Raw genomic sequence first — 16,188 nt, 5'->3', positions numbered from 1 at the left:
TTAAAGCCCCTTGTTTCTAGGGTGCCCCGGCTGATCCTTCGGGTTTTCTGGCAATTTGATGTCTGAGCATTCTTTGGGCAATTGGTCTTTTAATTTAACCAGTACAAAGAAAGTGTTTGAAAATCTGACCGCGCTGACTAGTGTGAGCGGACCATCCGGACACTCGAAACAGATCCGGAGCACATAATCAATTACGACTGATTAGGAGGAGAACCACTCAATGGAGCGTCGTAAGTTTCTAAAAGGTGCCGCACTTGGCGCCGCCGCGACCGGTTTGGCTGCACCCGCAATTGCCGGTAGCCACGCGAAAACCATGACCATCGTATCGACCTGGCCGCGTGACTTCCCGGGCTTGGGTGTATCGGCACAGCGTCTGGCTGCGCGTATCACCGAGCTGTCTGAAGGTGCGATCCAGACCGAGTATTTCGCAGCAGGCGAGCGCGTTGGCGCGCTGGACGTGTTCGACGAAGTGGCCTCTGGTAACTCGCAGGCCTACATCGGTGCGGACTACTACTGGACCGGTAAGCACCCTGCACTGGCTTATTTCACCGCTGTGCCGTTCGGCATGAGCTTTGCCGAAATCAACGCATGGATCCTCTACGGTGGTGGTATGGATCTGTGGGACAAGGTTCAGGACCAGTTCGGTCTGAAGGGTCTGCCCGCAGGTAACACCGGTACCCAAGCTGGTGGCTGGTTCAACAAAGAGATTGAATCGGTTGACGACTTCAAAGGTCTGAAAATGCGTATTCCTGGCCTGGGTGGTCAGGTTCTGGGTAAACTGGGCGCGTCGAGCATCTCGGTCCCCGGTGGCCAGATCTATGAAAACCTCGTTTCGGGCACCATCGATGCAACTGAATGGGTTGGTCCGTACAACGACTACTTCATGAAGTTCTACGAAGCGGCCAAGTACTACTACACCGGTGGTATGCACGAGCCGGGCTCGCAGCTGTCGCTGACCACGAACAAGTCGTGGTGGTCGTCGCTGTCCGAGACCGAGCAATCGATCATCACCGCAGCTGCGCTGGAAGAGAACTCGAACTCTTACTTCGAAGCGATGGCGCTGAACGGTCAGTACCTGAACCGCCTCGTGAACGAGCACGGTGTTGAAGTGCGTTCGTTCAACGAAGACGTTTGGGACGGCATGGCAGAAGCCGCAGAAGAAGTGTTCGAAGAGACCGCTTCCTATGACGCGCTGGCCGCTGAAGTGAACGGTGCTGTTCAGGACAAGATGCGTGAAATCGGTCTGGGTATCTCGCTGTTCGAAGGACAGTTCGTGAACCAGCGTAACCGGATCCTGGGCCTGAACTAATTCCGGCCAACGGATTAACTAATGAAGGACGGGGCCTAGGTCCCGTCCTTTTTCGAAATGGGCCCAAGGCCGCATTTCCATCGAACAACTCCAAGGGGTCCATATGTCAGACGCCACCGAGCAAACCGAAATTCCACGTTTCGGCGCACCCGCAATCGCTACACGCATATTTGGATGGTCGATCCTGACCGTCCTTGCTGCGTTTCTGATCAATAACGTGCTGGTCGTTTGGGGGGGCTTCCCCGGCGTCCGCGGCATTGGCGGAGAGACGACAGGCGGCGCGCTGATGCAGCTGGCCCTTTACGCCCTCGCCATTGGCGCAGCGGTCTTCTTTGTCATGCGCAACCAGACCCAGTCCCTTCGCTGGGACGCGCATCTGGTCCACAGTTTCAACATCTACCTGATCCGCGCCCTGTTCTGGTCGGTCTTCCTAGTTGGCGTCGTTGACGCATGGGTCGCCTTCATGCGCGCGGAAGAGCTTGCCGGCGTCTGGTTCGGCGACGCGATGGGCAAGAACTTTGCCCGTGCCTCGTGGCTGGGGACGCATGTCCATGTGCCGCTGGTTATTGCAGGCTTCGTGATCGCGCTGTTCACCCGGACCCTTGGCTTTACCTGGCTTGCCCTGCTGATCGTGGCAGCCGAGCTGCTGATCGTGATCTCGCGCTTTGTCTTCAGCTATGAACAGGCGTTGATGGGCGACCTTGTGCGCTACTGGTACGCGGCGCTGTTCCTGTTTGCCTCGGCCTATACCCTGTATGACGAGGGCCACGTGCGCGTGGATGTCCTGTATGCTGGTCTGGGGCGCACGACCCGTGGCTACCTGAACGCGCAGGGCACGATCCTCTTCGGCCTGTCCACGGCTTGGGTCATCATGATCATCGCCTTCAACGGTCCGCAGTCGATCGTTAACGCGCCGATCAAAAACTTCGAGATCAGCCAGGCCGGCCCCTTTGGTATGTACATCAAGTACCAGATGGCTGCCTTCATTGGCGTCTTTGCCATCACCATGATCGTCCAGTTCGTCAGCTACTTCTTCGAAGCCGTTGCCGACAAACGTGATGAACCCGGACACCGAGAACCCGCCGAGGGTTCGGCGCATTAAGGTAAGCTGACATGGAACTTTTCTTTCTTCTTCTTCTGCTGGTCATCATGGCCGGCGCTCTTGGGTCCGGTTACCCCGTGGCCTTTGCCTTGCCTGGCGCAGCGATCATCACCATTGGTCTTGCAAGCGGCACGGGCTACTTGCTGGAGGGCAATACTGACGCCTTCTTCCACTCTGGCGGACCGCAGCAATGGCTGTCGGCAGGGGTGACCAACCTCAGGGGGGTCTATTGGGAGGTCGAGAGGGATACGCTCATTGCGATTCCACTCTTCATCTTCATGGGCATCATGCTTCAGCGTTCGAAAATCGCCGAAGACCTTCTGTTCACCATGGCACAGCTGTTTGGCCCGGTTCCGGGTGGTCTGGGCATCTCGGTTGTCTTCGTGGGCGCGCTTCTGGCGGCGACCACCGGCATCGTGGGCGCGACCGTTGTGGCGATGGGCCTGATTTCGCTGCCGTCGATGTTGCGCAACAATTACTCGACGCCGCTGGCGACGGGTACGATTGCAGCCTCGGGGACACTGGGGCAGATCATTCCGCCCTCAATCGTTCTGATCATTCTGGCTGACCAGTTGGCTTCGGCCGCTGACCAGGCTTCGACCATGCGCAAGGCTCTGCACAAGGAAGCCACTGGCGAGATTTCCATGCCGTCGATCTTCGACGTTGCGGGGACCTCGGCGGGCGAGATGTTCCTTGGCGCCTTCATCCCCGGCATCCTGCTGGTGGGCCTTTACATGGCCTATATCCTGATCTTCGCGATCCTGCGTCCAAAAGCAGCCCCGGCCGTGCCGCATGAAGGCAGCTTCGACTTTGCGTTCTGGCGTCAGGTCTTCATCACGCTGGTGCCGCCGCTGGCCCTGATCTTCCTTGTTCTGGGCTCGATCATCGGGGGTATCGCGACAGTGAACCAAGCCGGTGCCATCGGTGCCGCTGGTGCGCTGATCATGGCCGGCTATCGCCTGCCAGACAAAGAGACCCGTGGCCTGTATTGGCCCGCGCTGATCGCCTTGATCGCGCTGGGTATCCTGACCTACGCCTTGGCCAACCACGAGATGAACATCAAGTCGATCGACAATGCGGAAGACCAGTTTGGTATTACGCTTGGCATCATCGGCACAGCACTTCTGATGCTGGCCCTGTTCTGGTCGGGCGTCCGCGCCCTGCGCATCGAAAACACGTTGCAGCAGGTGATGCTGGAGACCGCCAAGACGACCTCTCTGGTGTTCATAATCCTGTTGGGTGCCGCGATGCTGACCGCTGCTTTCCGCGCCTTTGGCGGCGAAGAGCTGGTGCGTCACTTCCTTGTATCGCTGCCGGGCGGGTTCTGGACCCAGTTCATCATCGTCATGCTGGTGATCTTCCTTCTGGGCTTCTTCCTGGACTTCATCGAGATCGCCGTGGTCGTGGTGCCAATCGTCGCCCCGATCCTGCTGTCCGATCCGGGTGCGAACATCACCGCGGTCTGGCTGGGCGTTATGATCGGTCTGAACATTCAGACCAGCTTCCTGACACCACCTTTCGGCTTTGCGCTGTTCTACCTGCGTGGGGTTGCCCCGAAGGTCGTGAAGACGGTGCAGATGTACAAGGGCGTTATCCCCTTCATCGGTCTGCAGCTTCTGGCGCTGGTCATCGTGGGCTCTTACCCGCCGCTGGTGAACTATTTGCCAAACCGGGTCAGCTTGCTTGCTGAAACCAGCCCGCCGCCGCGGAACCCGAAACTGCAGATCTGTCTCGAAGACTATGTGACAGACAAACTGGCAGCTTCGAATGCGGTGCCTTCTGCGATTTCTGCGGCTCAAGGGCTGGATCTGTCGGCACTGCCGAAAGACCTTGCCGGCGATCTGAAGAAAAGCTTTGAGGCGGCCGGGAAAGCCGTGGCTGGCTTGGACGACATCGACACCGCAGCAGCGGCTGTCATGGACGCCGAGGATGCCTATCGCCCCGTCCTGACCGAAGTGCGTTTCATCGAAAAGCAGATCCGCTCTTTGCAAGAAGAAGCGGACGAGCTGAAGACGCTGGCCACACGGTCCGATAGTGAAGAGGATCGGGCAAAGTACACCGCCGAGATGGAAGGTCTCCTGTCCGAAATCGCAGCACTTGAGGGCGAAGTCCCCGCAGAGTGGGAGCAGGTCCACAAGGACTTCGTTGCCCTGACCTCTGCCGAGGACAAGGCGCGCACGACCTATCGCCGTGCAGCCGATGACTCTTGGGGTGGCGCGGCCGAAGTTCTGGCCGTGTTGCAATCCAACGACGCTTACGCGGCGCTGGAAGGCCCGCTGCAGGACATCCGCTCTGTGTTTGAAACCGGTTCAGGTGACGAAGCTGTCGACAAGATCAAAGACCTCGAAAAAGTGGTCGGCGATGTCGAAGGGGCGGGCGATGTGAAGTCGACACTGTCCAAGGCGCGTCGTGCTCTGGACAAGGACAAACGCGAAGATGCGCTAGAGCTGTACCAGGAAACCCTGGAAGAGTACGCAGCCCAGACCGAATGGCGTGCAGACGCTGCCGGGCTTGTCCCCGGTCTGGAAGCCTATCTTGAGGCGATCAAAGGTACCCTTGGTGCCCGCGCTCAGGAAAAGCTGAACCGCGAACAAGCGTTGGCCATGGCCTCTTGTACGGCCCACCATCGCGACCTGTCGCTGAACTTCTGATCAAGTTTCGGGGGCAAGGCTTCGGCCTTGCCCTCAAACAGCCTTTACGTTTTCCCGATTGGCATATGCCCAAGGGAACGCCAACGTCTTACCGACAATCAGCATCCGCCGCATCGCAAGCAATTTCTTGGCAATGAACCGCGCCTGAAGCGCCCGTTCTCGACGACCAATGGCCATGTAGTGGGCGGTGTTGATCGAGCCGTCCTTGTGACGCTTGATATCGCTGACTTCAAAATTTTCCATGTCAGGTGCCTCCTTCTGAATGTGAAACCATTCAAACGCAGGCCGTGATCTGGTGCTTGAAGATTGCCTTAAGAAACCCTTGTCATTTCCTTGTGGTTTTCTTCAGTCACAGAAAATCACTTGAGTGATCCAAGGGTAAGGCTGTTCAATGAAGCATGAGCTATCGTTTCGCCAACTGTTCCCTCGACCCGGAAAGGCACACCTTTCTCAGGGAAGGAAAGCCGGTTCATGTCGAGCCGCAGGTGTTCGAACTGATCCTCGCATTGGTCAAGCAGTCGGGGCTTTTGGTGACAAAAGAAGAGTTGATCGACACGGTCTGGCGGGGGTTGAACGTATCGGATGCGACCATCAGCGCCCGAATAAACGCGGCCCGTAAGGCGGTTGGTGACAATGGGCGGGAACAAGCCATTATCAAGACGGTTCATGGCCGGGGCTTTCAACTGATCGCTGAAGTCTCTTCCTTGGAAGGCGCAGGGCTGGCCAAGCCCACTGAGTTCGAGGTCAGCAGTCAAAGTATTCGCTTTGCAGCCTCCGTTGATGGGGCGCAGATTGCCTATGCGCAAAGCGGGACCGGCCCTCCCTTGATACGCGTTGGGCATTGGCTGTCCCATCTAGAGCTTGATTGGCAAAGTTCGGTCTGGCGCCCCTTGATCGATGCGTTGGGCCAAGACCACACGCTTTATCGATATGACCAGCGCGGAACTGGGTTGTCGACGCGCGTTCTTGAAAGCCCTGATCTCGATGTGTTCGTCGCGGATCTGAAGGCAGTCGCGGATGCCAATGACCTTGACCGCTTTCCTGTCTTTGCAGCCTCTCAGGCCGTTCCAGTTGCCATTCGCTTTGCCCAGAAACACCCGGACCGTGTCAGTGGTCTGGTCCTCTATGGCGGCTTTGCTGTCGGGCGCGCACTGCGACCCGCCGCGCCAGATGACATTGACGAAACCACTTTGCTAAGTCTGATCCGCGCGGGTTGGGGGCGTGCCGACAGCCCATTTGTACAGGCCTTTGCCTCTTTGTCGTTGCCCGATGCGACGCCGCAGCAGATGGAGAGCTTCGTAAAGATGCAGATGGAAACGGTATCGCCGGAAAACGCGGCTCGTTTGCGTCAGATCGTTGACCGTTTCCATGTTCGCGACAGTCTGCCTAAGGTTAAGGCGCCGACGCTTGTGATCCACGCGAACGCCGACGCGATGCAGCCGATAGAGCAGGGGCGTGTGCTTGCCAGCGAGATTCCGAACGCCAGATATGTCGCCTTGGAAAGCCGAAACCATATACCGTTGCCGCAAGAACCAAGTTGGAGTCAGATGGTTGAGGAAACGCAACGGTTCCTGGAAAGCCTCGGATAACCTGCGTTTTTCAGAGCTAATCCCGATCAACTTTACCGCGTAGTGCTTTGACCTGCCCGCGCTGTTTCTTCGCGTCCAAGCGTCGGCGTTTCGATCCAAGGGTCGGTTTTGTCGGGATGCGCCGCTTGGGCTTGTGGGTGGCTTTGACGATCAACTCTGCCAGACGTTCCCGCGCAATTTCGCGGTTGCGGGACTGGCTGCGGGTCTCGTCGCACTGGATGATGATCGCCCCGTCTTTGGTCCAGCGCCGTCCAGCCAGCTTGCGCAGGCGCGTTTTGACCGGGTCTGGCAGGTTGGGGCTGCGCGCGGCTTCGAACCGCAGCTCGACAGCCGTGGCGACCTTGTTCACGTTCTGCCCACCGGGGCCAGAGGCACGGATGAACTGTTCAGTCAGTTCCCAGTCTTCCAAGGTTATGCTGTCGGTAATCCGCAAGGTCGGTCTGCCAAATCGTATGTACGGGTTCTGTACCGGTTCTGTATGCAAAACACATCCGTGTTTCAGCAACTGAAAAGGGCTGCCCGGATGTCGGTCAGCCCTTCGAGTTTTTTGGGAGATGGGCCAGTTAGAGCAAAGCCCAATCGGGAATGTTCAACCTAAAAGTCTGCTTTCAGGTTACGGCCTCCCCAACTGTTCGGACACCTCTCTCCAATATCACTCTAGACACTGGACCACCTCCTTTCTGCTGTTGCCGTTATCCACAGGGTGCCACAGATTTGGTGTATGTCAAAAGAAAATCCGCAATGGGTCGGGGTTAATGCCCACAAATTGATGTTTTTGCGTGCAGCATGCGTAAATGATGGCAATTAGCGGGATTTCAGGACCGATTGGCACTGTCTAGGAAGCTCTGCCATGGTGTATTCGCGCGGATGCTTCTTGCGCGGGGCAGGTTTCGCCGGTTTGGCTGACTTGGGCACTTTGGGTGGCTTCAGATAGTCAGTGACCCACCAGCGCAGCGTTTCATCACAGCCATCGCCCCCTTTGGAAAGGTTTGCGACTGTCGGTGTCTGCGTCTTGCAGTTTGTCGAGCCTTCTGGACATTTCAGCCGCACATGGAAATGGGTGTTATGCCCGTAAAGAGGACGGATTTTCTGCAACCATTTCTTATCTTGACGGGTCGCGGTCTTGCACATCTCGACCTTCGCAGGGGCCGTGACAAAGATACGGTCCACCGCCGGATCAAGGGCGGCTGCCTTCAGGATCGCTGCGTGGGCTGAGGTCCAGTTGTCGTTCACACGGCGCTGATCATCACTGCGAATGTTGAGCGAACTGATCTTTTCGCGGTCGTTCCGCGTCAGGTTCAACCGCTTCGGCGGCAGCATCCAGATATCGATATCCAGCCCGATCTGATGCGACCGGTGCCCGCTGGTGGCTGGGCCGCCGCGCGGTTGGCTGATGTCGCCGATATACAGACCTTTCCAGCCGTGGCGCGTGGCCTCGCGGCTGAGGCGCTGGATGAAATCAATGGTTTCGGGGTGTCCCCAGTTGCGGTTGCGGCTTAGGCGCATGGCCTGCCAGGTGGGACCGGTTTCTGCCAATTGCTCTAGCCCCGCGGCACATCCGCGTGCATAGGTTCCGATGGCTGCTGGCTGTTGTCTGGACCCGAACTTCTTAGCCCCGAAAAGCTGACTTGCTGGGGTTTCTGCCTGTGCGCTTGCCGCCACTAGCCCTACGATGAGGGCGAAGAGGGTATTACGGACCATGTGTCTGCTCGTTCGCCGTCCGGTTTCACCCAGATTAACAGGATCAATCCAATAAGGAAGAGCAGGATGATCGGAAGCACTCCAAATTGCTGACTTCCGCTCAAATCAGTGAAAAGCCCGATCAGAAGCGGAGCAAGGAAAGAGCTGGCTTTACCTGCCAAGGCGTAAAGACCAAACGCTTCCGTCATGCGGCCACCATTGGCCTGACGCACCATCATGGTGCGGCTGGCGGATTGCAGCGTACCACCTGCGCCGCCGATCAACGCACCGATGGCGTAGAAGGTCAGGTCGGGCAGGCGGGAGTCGGGTCCGACTTGCAGGCCCATGACTTCGGTCCGAGATGTGTAGAAGGCGGCGACAGCCAGTCCCAGCAGGACAAGGATGCTGACGAAGATGACGCGCTTGGGGCCAAAACGGTCGTCCATCCGACCACCGAGCCACGCGAACAATGCGCCCGAAACCACCGCGATGATCCCGAAGATTCCCACTTCGATCACCGACCAGCCCAATACCCCGGCGGCATAGATCCCGCCGAAGACATAGAAGCCATTCAGCGCGTCGCGATAGAACATGGACGAGCCCAGATAGGCAAACAAGCTGCGCTGTTTCGGCAGCAGTGACAGGCTGGCCATCAGTTCGGCCTTACCGTCTGAGATGGCGCGCCGGATCGGCTTGGCATTGGGTTTCGGGGTCTCTTTGACCCACAGGAAAAACGGGATCATGAAAACCGCGTACCAGATGGCTGACAGGGGGCCGACCGCACGTGTGCCCTCGCGCGCGCTGGCATCCAAACCGAAGATGGGGTCGATCCCGATCAGGGTCTTCCCGGTTGTGGCGTTTTCGGCCAGTAAAACCAGCATCAGAACCAGCGTGACCAGCCCACCAAGATAGCCGACGGCCCATCCGGTACCAGAAATCCGTCCCAGTTTTTCTTTGGGGCCAAGGTCAGGCAACATCGCGTTGGTAAAGATCGTCGCGAATTCCATCCCGATCAGTCCGATGGCGAAGAGTAGCATCGTGGTGAAGACGTTGAAGTCACCGGGTGCAGTCCACCAAAGACCGTAAGCGCCGACCACATACAGTAACGAAAACAGCCAAATGAACCGCCGGCGAGAGCCTGACTGATCCGCGATCGCCCCCAGAAGCGGGGCAAGAACCGCGATCACTATCCCGGTCGCACCAATCCCATAACCCCAGATGGCCTGCGCCCGGGCACCGTCGCCCATAAGCTCTTTGATGTAAGGGCCGAAGATGAAGGTCAGAAGCAGAGTGTTATATGGCTGGCTGGCCCAGTCAAAGGCATACCATCCCCAAATGCGTTTCTTTTCCGCTTCTGTCGCCATACTGTCCGCCCAACCCCATTTGGTTAATTATTAAGCGGCAACAGTGGGTGGCGGCAAGGGGGCTTTCTTCTCGGTCAGTTCTGGCGGCCATGGACGTTGGGCTTCCGCACGGACCCAGGCCCGAACCCAATCGGGCAAAAGCGGGCTTACGGCACCATCCAATAAACGGTCTGCAACGACGTTGGTGCGCACCAGTCCGTTCTTGTCGGTGATCGCCGTGCGCAGCAGCAAATGGTTGGCGCAGTCCTCGCCCCGCCAAATGCCTTGTTCGATGTAGATGAACTTGTCATCCCACCCAAGGATACGGGTGCGCATCTCAAACCGGTCGAAAGCGCGGATGCGGCGGCGGTACCGCACGGTCGAGCCTGCAACAGTCCCCGACCAGCCCTGATCCATCATCGCTTTCAGCATGCGTTGCCGGGTGAACAGGCCAAAGCGCCCCATGTCGAACAGGGTCAGTGTGCGGCCGTTGTTCAGCTCCATCCAGATGTCGATGTCCCACGGCCAGCAGATATGCTTGCTGACATGGGTGTCGAAGAGGCCAAGCTTCTGGGCGCGGCGCTGTTTCAGAATTTCTTTGGCGAAACGAATAATGGGATACATGGGAGGACCTTTCGCCGAACAGTTGTGACCGATCGGCAGCGGCGTCAACGGCGACGCTGCGTTAGGTTCTTGCCACTGCGACAAGTTGCGCTTAGCTGTAGGGGACTGACCAACCGTAAGGCTCTGACTGATATGACTTCGATCCTGCAAATTCTTTACCTGATCCTTGATATCGCTTGGTTCATCGTGATCGCGCACATCATCATGAGTTGGCTGATCAGCTTCCAGGTTCTGAACCTGCGTCAGCCCCTTGTGGCCCAAGTTTGGGATGGGCTGGAGCGTATCCTGCACCCGGTCTATTCGCGTATTCGAAACTTCCTGCCGAACACGGGCGGGATCGATCTGGCGCCGCTTGTGTTCCTGGTCGGGCTTTATGCGGTTCGGATTATTCTGGCGAATAACCTCTAAGCCTTGTTCGCGGATTCCTAGCGTGGGATAGTGCAGGGAAATAAGAGCAGTTTTACTCAAGCCCCGCAGGTCCCATGTCTTCAGCCCAATCGCTGTTGTCTTCCGTCTTTGGTTTTGACCGGTTTCGTCCCGGTCAGGCCGAGATCGTCGATGCAGTGATCGCAGGGCAGAACACGCTGGCCATCATGCCTACGGGCGGCGGAAAATCCCTGTGTTACCAATTGCCAGCACTGTGTCGGTCCGGCCTGACGGTGGTGATTTCTCCACTGATTGCCCTGATGCGCGATCAGGTGCGGGCGCTGCAAGAGGCGGGTGTGGCCGCAGGGGCCCTGACCTCTGGCAATACCGAGGCAGAGACCGACGCGGTCTTTGCAGGGCTTGAGGACGGGTCGCTCAAACTTCTTTACATGGCACCGGAACGGCTGGCCTCGTCGGGCACGGCGCGCATGTTGCACCGCGCCGGCGTCAGCCTGATCGCCGTGGACGAAGCGCATTGCGTCAGCCAATGGGGCCATGACTTTCGCCCGGATTACCTGCGGATCGGCGCGCTGCGACAGGCGTTGGATGTGCCCTTGGCCGCCTTCACCGCGACGGCAGATGCCGAAACCCGGGTAGAAATCGTCAATCGCCTTTTCGATGGGGCCGAGCCGCAGACGTTCCTGCATGGCTTCGATCGGCCCAATATCCACCTGGCTTTTGCCGCCAAGGACACGCCCCGCCGCCAGATCATGAATTTCGCAGCCGCCCGCAAAGGGCAGTCGGGCATTGTCTATTGCGGGTCGCGGAACAAAACGGAATCCCTTTCTGCTGCTTTGAACGAGGCAGGCCATAGCGCCTGTTTCTATCACGGCGGGATGGAGGCCCCGGACCGCCGCACGGTTGAGGCGCGGTTTCAGTCCGAAGACGGGTTGATCGTCGTCGCCACCGTAGCCTTTGGCATGGGCGTCGACAAGCCCGACATCCGGTGGGTGGCTCACGCTGACCTGCCCAAGTCGATCGAGGCCTATTATCAGGAAATTGGTCGCGCTGGTCGTGACGGGGCCTCGGCGGAAACCCTGACGCTTTATGGCCCGGATGACATTCGCCAGAAACGCGCGCAAATCGACGAAAGCCCCGCCCCACCAGAACGGCGCATGGCGGACCACGGCCGTCTGAATGCTTTGTTGGGGCTGGCGGAATCCCTTGGGTGCCGTCGGCAGGCGTTGCTAACCTATTTCGGTGAGGCTTCTAAACCCTGCGGCAACTGTGACCTGTGTGACACCCCGCCCGAAACCTTTGACGGGACCGAAGCGGTGCGCAAAGCCCTTTCAGCCATACTTCGAACGGGCGAATATTTCGGGACTGGCCACTTGATCGACATCCTTCTTGGGAAGGAAACCGACAAGGTACGCGACCGCGGCCATGACGCGCTGCCAACCTTTGGCGTGGGGCGTGAATTCGACCGTCGTCAGTGGCAGGCCATCATCCGGCAGATGATGGGCCGCGATCTTGTGCGCCCGGATCCCGACCGCCACGGCGCGCTGCGGATGACAGAAAATGCCCGGCCATTGTTGCGCGGCGAGGACACGATTGAGCTGCGCAAGGATAGCGTGGCCAAAGCGCCCTCGCGCCCGTCGGTCAAGATGCTTGTGTCGGACGAGGACGCGCCGCTTCTTTCCGCGCTAAAGGCCAAGCGCAAGGTATTTGCCGAAGCCGCCAAGCTGCCTGCCTACATGATTTTCAACGACCGGACCCTGATCGAAATGGCCGAGACGCGACCCGATACTCTGGACGCCATGGCCCGGATCAGCGGGGTCGGCGCAAAGAAACTGGAACGCTACGGCGCCGATTTTCTAGAGGTTATCCGCGGCGCCCCTGCGCCCGAGGCACATCCCGCGCGACGCAAACTGGCAGGCCGCGAGGCCGGGCCGATCTTTGATCAGCTTCAGGCCGCCCAGATGGAGCTGACCCGTGGCGAATGCGGCACGTTGAAGTTCCTCAGCTGCAATCCGTCGACCCTGCGCCATATCGCGGAACGCCGCCCCGCCAACCTGTCTGACCTTGAACGCCTGCCCGGCATGGGCCCCCAGAAGGCAGAGCGTTTTGGCCCTGCCTTCCTGCGCGTCCTAGAAGAGGCTTGACCCGCCGCGCAGCATTCTATTTTCCTGCCATGAAGTTCTGAACAAAGGATCGCCATGCTTGTCGTCATTTCCCCTGCTAAACGACTGGATGAAACCGTAGCCCCGCGTCCTGACGCAACGCTGCCAGATTTCCAAAGTGACGCGACCCATCTGGCGAAAGTGGCCGGGGATCTGGACGTTCCCGACCTTCAAAAACTGATGAAGATCAGCGAAGATCTGGCAAAGCTGAACGCCGGGCGATTTGCCTCGTTCGAGGCGACGTCGACCCCCGAGAACGCGCACCCTGCCGCTTTGATGTTTGCAGGCGACACCTATGCCGGATTGGAAGCCCCGACCATGGACGAAGATGCGCTGCGTTGGGCTCAGGATCACCTGCGTATTTTGTCGGGGCTTTACGGGTTGCTGCGCCCGCTGGATCTGATTCAGCCTTACCGGCTTGAGATGGGCAGCCGTCTGGCGAACACTCGGGGCAAGTCGCTGTATGATTACTGGGGCGATCAACTGGCCGAAGCTTTAAACCAGCAGGGCAAAGCGGTGGGCACTGACACATTGATCAACTGCGCCTCGACCGAGTATTTCAAAGCGGCGGACCGCAAGGCCTTGGCGCTGCAGGTGATCACCCCTGTCTTCCTTGAGCAGCGGGGAAATGACGCGAAGATCATCAGTTTCTTTGCCAAGAAAGCCCGTGGTTCCATGGCGCGGTTCGTGATGGAGAACCGCCTGTCCAATCCAGAGGATCTGCGCGATTTCACCCTTGGTGGCTACCGTTATGACGCAGATCGCTCGACCCCAGAGCAGCCTGTTTTCCTGCGTGCTGAAGCTCAGGCTGCCTAGGCGCTAGCCAGCCTTAACTAAAGACGTGCGGGCCGAGGGCGAATGGGTCTGAATCGCTGTCAGGATCTCTGACCGCCGCAAAGGTTTGGTCAGATAGGCGTTCATTCCGACCGCGAGGAAAGCAGCATCATCGCCGGGCAGCGCATGCGCTGTCAGGGCGATGATCGGGATCGGCGGCCGGTTTTGAGACTGCTCCATCTCTCGGATGATCCGCGTGGCCGTCTTGCCATCCATTTCTGGCATCGAGACATCCATGAAGATCATGTCGGGCCGATCTTCGCAGTAAGCGTCGACTGCTTGTTGACCGTTTTCGGCGAAGGTCAAATCAATGTCTTCCCCTTCCAGAAACTTGCGGAAGACGAGGCGGTTGGTTTGATTGTCTTCGGCGGCGAGAATACGCAACCTAGCCCTGACGTCACGGTTTTCGATCCGGGACGGATTGGCTTGCGGGTCGGAAGCACCATTGATCAGTTGGGTCAGCGTTTCATGTAGTGTTTTGCGCAGGCTGGGTTTTTGCAGCACCTTGTCCACACAGGTTTGGATCTCTGGTCGCCCCAAGACGGTCGGGTCCGAAGTCAGCATGACAATAGGGGTCTCGGGACGTGCCTCTTTCAGTTTCATCGACAACTCTATTCCGTCCATCTCCGGCATAAGGAAGTCTGTGATAATCAGGTCGAACGTCGCCCCACTTTCTATCTTTCGCAACGCATCAGGACCGCTGGCGCAGGTGACAATCTGCGCACCTACCGGGGTAAACTGACGCTCTAGAATGGTGCGGTTCACCTCTTGATCATCGACAACCAGAATGCGCGTGTTTTCAAGCGAAGAGGTCTCAGGCTCTACCTCTTTGGTTTCGGTGATCGGCAATGTCAGGCAAATGCCAAAGCACGATCCGCTTCCCTTTGTCGATTCCACCCAAAGGTCACCATCCATAAGTTCAACCAGACGTTTGGTGATCGCAAGACCAAGGCCCGTGCCCTGAAACCTGCGGGTCTCGACGTCTTCAACCTGATTGAACTCACCAAATATATGCGACTGCATCTCTTCAGAGATGCCGATGCCCGTGTCTTCGACCGTGATGTGGATTTGCTGTTGGCCAATGGCATCGGATTCGATTCCAACAACACGAACAAGGATATGGCCTGCTTCTGTAAACTTGACCGCGTTGCCGATCAGGTTGGTCAAAATCTGCCGGATGCGACCCTGATCACCGATGAAGGATGTGGGGTGGAACAGGTCATAGTCGATATAAAGCTCCAGCCCCTTGCCGATCGCATTCCCCCGCAAAAGCATGACAACTTCGTGGATCGTGTGTTCCAGATTGAAAGGTTCGGGGTGCAGGGTCAGCTTGTCTGCTTCGATCTTCGAGAAGTCCAATACGTCATTAAGTAGCTTGAGCAGCGATTCCCCTGAATTCCTGATCGTATCTGCGTAGAGCCTTTGTTCGTCCGTTAGTCGGGTCTCGCAAAGAATGTCCGCCATGCCGACCACGCCATTCATTGGAGTGCGCAATTCGTGGCTCATATTTGCGAGGAATGCAGATTTGGCGCGATTGGCGGCCTCGGCGGCTGCGCGTGCTTGATCCAAGGCCTTTTGCTGGGCCTTCTGGTGCGAAATGTCGACGCGCAACCCCACACGTCCGCCGTCGGGGGTTGCAGCTTCTTCGATCCGCAACCATCGCCCGTCGCTTAGCGGTTGCTCTAGCGCGCTGTCACTGCGGCGGTGGTCTTCCAGCCGACCCTTCAGCCAGGCGTCTTCGCGGCCGATCGCTTCGGCATAGTGGCCATTGTCCAACCCATATTGAAGAATGTTTTTGAAAGAGTTGCCGGGGTGGGCGATCTCGGGCGGAAGTTTGTAAATCTCCTTATAGCGCTGGTTGCAAAGAACCATTTTCTCGTCGCGATCATAAATCACGAACCCATCAGAGATCGTGTTTATCCCTGCACATATTTGCATCAGGTCGCTGACGTCGACCACCAAACTGACGATTTCACCGTTTGGGGTGCGACGGTCTTTGATCTTGAAATACTTGCCCGAATCCAGCCTGATCGTCGCGTCCGGGATTGTCTCTAATGACCAGCGTTCTAGAATCTGGTTGTGCCAAGCTTCCGGGTCCTGACCTTCCAGATCGACATGGCCGTTTTGCGACAGATTGTGAAGGATTTCAGAAAATCCCAAGCCCGTTACGGCTGCTAGGTCTAAGGATATATTGCGAAGATAGGGGGCATTCGCGGTCACCAGCCGATGGTCACGATCATAAATGGCGATGCCGTCGCCCAAATGATCCAGCCCACCCCAAACCATTGACCCGGAGGCTGTGTTTACATTCGAAGAAGATGTGACGGAGGGGCCGTCAAGCAGTTGGCGTTGCAAACTGGCAAGCTTGCCGCGCGCGTCTTCCAAAGCCTCCTCGGCCTTAATCCTCGCCGCTTTCTCTGCGGCGAAAGCCGAATCCATTTCCATAAAAAATCCTACACCCTGTAATCAGGGCGCAGGATTTCACAAAACGTCTAAAAACGCCGTTAACA

Annotated in this window: 13 protein-coding genes; 7 read left to right on the top strand and 6 right to left on the bottom strand. The window is 57.8% G+C overall.

Translation table 11 applies throughout. The annotated features are described in order from the left end of the window. The first annotated feature begins 220 nt into the window (after nt 1-220). From CLM58_RS00415 to CLM58_RS00405, 3 genes are all read left to right on the top strand, one after another. Entirely contained in the window at nt 221-1,309 is a 1,089-nt protein-coding gene (locus CLM58_RS00415; protein WP_095593950.1) for a TRAP transporter substrate-binding protein, read from the top strand. 103 nt (nt 1,310-1,412) lie between these two features. Next, nucleotides 1,413-2,411: a TRAP transporter small permease subunit gene (locus CLM58_RS00410; RefSeq protein ID WP_095593949.1), complete on the top strand. Its 999-nt coding sequence runs from the start codon at nt 1,413-1,415 to the stop codon at nt 2,409-2,411. Between the two features lie 11 nt (nt 2,412-2,422). After that, nucleotides 2,423-5,062, top strand: a complete 2,640-nt coding sequence (locus tag CLM58_RS00405) for a TRAP transporter large permease subunit (RefSeq protein WP_095593948.1) — start codon at nt 2,423-2,425, stop codon at nt 5,060-5,062. A gap of 33 nt (nt 5,063-5,095) precedes the next feature. On the opposite strand, the gene CLM58_RS00400 is transcribed toward CLM58_RS00405, so the two are convergent. Next, nucleotides 5,096-5,305, bottom strand: coding sequence for a hypothetical protein (locus CLM58_RS00400; RefSeq protein WP_095593947.1), 210 nt, complete (start codon nt 5,303-5,305; stop codon nt 5,096-5,098). 155 nt (nt 5,306-5,460) lie between these two features. Here CLM58_RS00400 and CLM58_RS00395 point away from each other — a divergent pair, with 155 nt between their 5' ends. Continuing rightward, nucleotides 5,461-6,651, top strand: coding sequence for an alpha/beta fold hydrolase (locus CLM58_RS00395; RefSeq protein ID WP_095593946.1), 1,191 nt, complete (start codon nt 5,461-5,463; stop codon nt 6,649-6,651). Between the two features lie 16 nt (nt 6,652-6,667). Here CLM58_RS00395 and arfB read toward each other — a convergent pair whose 3' ends face one another. From arfB to CLM58_RS00375, 4 genes are all read right to left on the bottom strand, one after another. Beyond that, nucleotides 6,668-7,084, bottom strand: a complete 417-nt coding sequence (arfB, locus tag CLM58_RS00390; protein ID WP_095593945.1) for an alternative ribosome rescue aminoacyl-tRNA hydrolase ArfB — start codon at nt 7,082-7,084, stop codon at nt 6,668-6,670. A 371-nt stretch (nt 7,085-7,455) separates the two neighbouring features. After that, nucleotides 7,456-8,352 carry a penicillin-insensitive murein endopeptidase gene (gene mepA / locus CLM58_RS00385; RefSeq protein WP_095593944.1) on the bottom strand — a complete coding sequence of 299 codons (897 nt, stop codon included), beginning with the start codon at nt 8,350-8,352 and terminating at the stop codon, nt 7,456-7,458. Continuing rightward, nucleotides 8,319-9,695: an MFS transporter gene (locus tag CLM58_RS00380; protein WP_095593943.1), complete on the bottom strand. Its 1,377-nt coding sequence runs from the start codon at nt 9,693-9,695 to the stop codon at nt 8,319-8,321. The genes mepA and CLM58_RS00380 overlap by 34 nt, the downstream gene beginning before the upstream one ends. Nucleotides 9,696-9,725: 30 nt before the next feature. Further along, nucleotides 9,726-10,298, bottom strand: coding sequence for an acyl-CoA thioesterase (locus CLM58_RS00375; RefSeq protein ID WP_095593942.1), 573 nt, complete (start codon nt 10,296-10,298; stop codon nt 9,726-9,728). Nucleotides 10,299-10,430: 132 nt separating this feature from the next. On the opposite strand from CLM58_RS00375, the gene CLM58_RS00370 reads away from it, so the two are divergent. The 3 genes from CLM58_RS00370 to yaaA all read left to right on the top strand — a co-directional run bounded on the left by CLM58_RS00370 (nt 10,431) and on the right by yaaA (nt 13,660). Next, the gene (locus tag CLM58_RS00370) at nt 10,431-10,706 is read left to right on the top strand and encodes a YggT family protein (protein ID WP_095593941.1); all 276 of its coding nucleotides are present in this window, start codon (nt 10,431-10,433) and stop codon (nt 10,704-10,706) included. A gap of 74 nt (nt 10,707-10,780) precedes the next feature. Continuing rightward, on the top strand, nt 10,781-12,826 hold the full coding sequence (gene recQ, locus CLM58_RS00365; protein WP_095593940.1) for a DNA helicase RecQ: 2,046 nt from the start codon (nt 10,781-10,783) through the stop codon (nt 12,824-12,826). 54 nt (nt 12,827-12,880) lie between these two features. Next, nucleotides 12,881-13,660, top strand: a complete 780-nt coding sequence (yaaA, locus tag CLM58_RS00360; RefSeq protein WP_095593939.1) for a peroxide stress protein YaaA — start codon at nt 12,881-12,883, stop codon at nt 13,658-13,660. A gap of 3 nt (nt 13,661-13,663) precedes the next feature. On the opposite strand, the gene CLM58_RS00355 is transcribed toward yaaA, so the two are convergent. Further along, complete coding sequence (locus CLM58_RS00355) at nt 13,664-16,123, bottom strand: response regulator (RefSeq protein WP_095593938.1); 2,460 nt, start codon at nt 16,121-16,123, stop codon at nt 13,664-13,666. Nucleotides 16,124-16,188: the final 65 nt, after the last annotated feature.

The organism is Actibacterium pelagium (assembly GCF_002285415.1).
Classification (GTDB): Bacteria; Pseudomonadota; Alphaproteobacteria; order Rhodobacterales; family Rhodobacteraceae; genus Actibacterium_B; species Actibacterium_B pelagium.
Note: the sequence above shows the minus strand (reverse complement) of the source record. Positions and strands in the feature narration are given on the sequence as shown.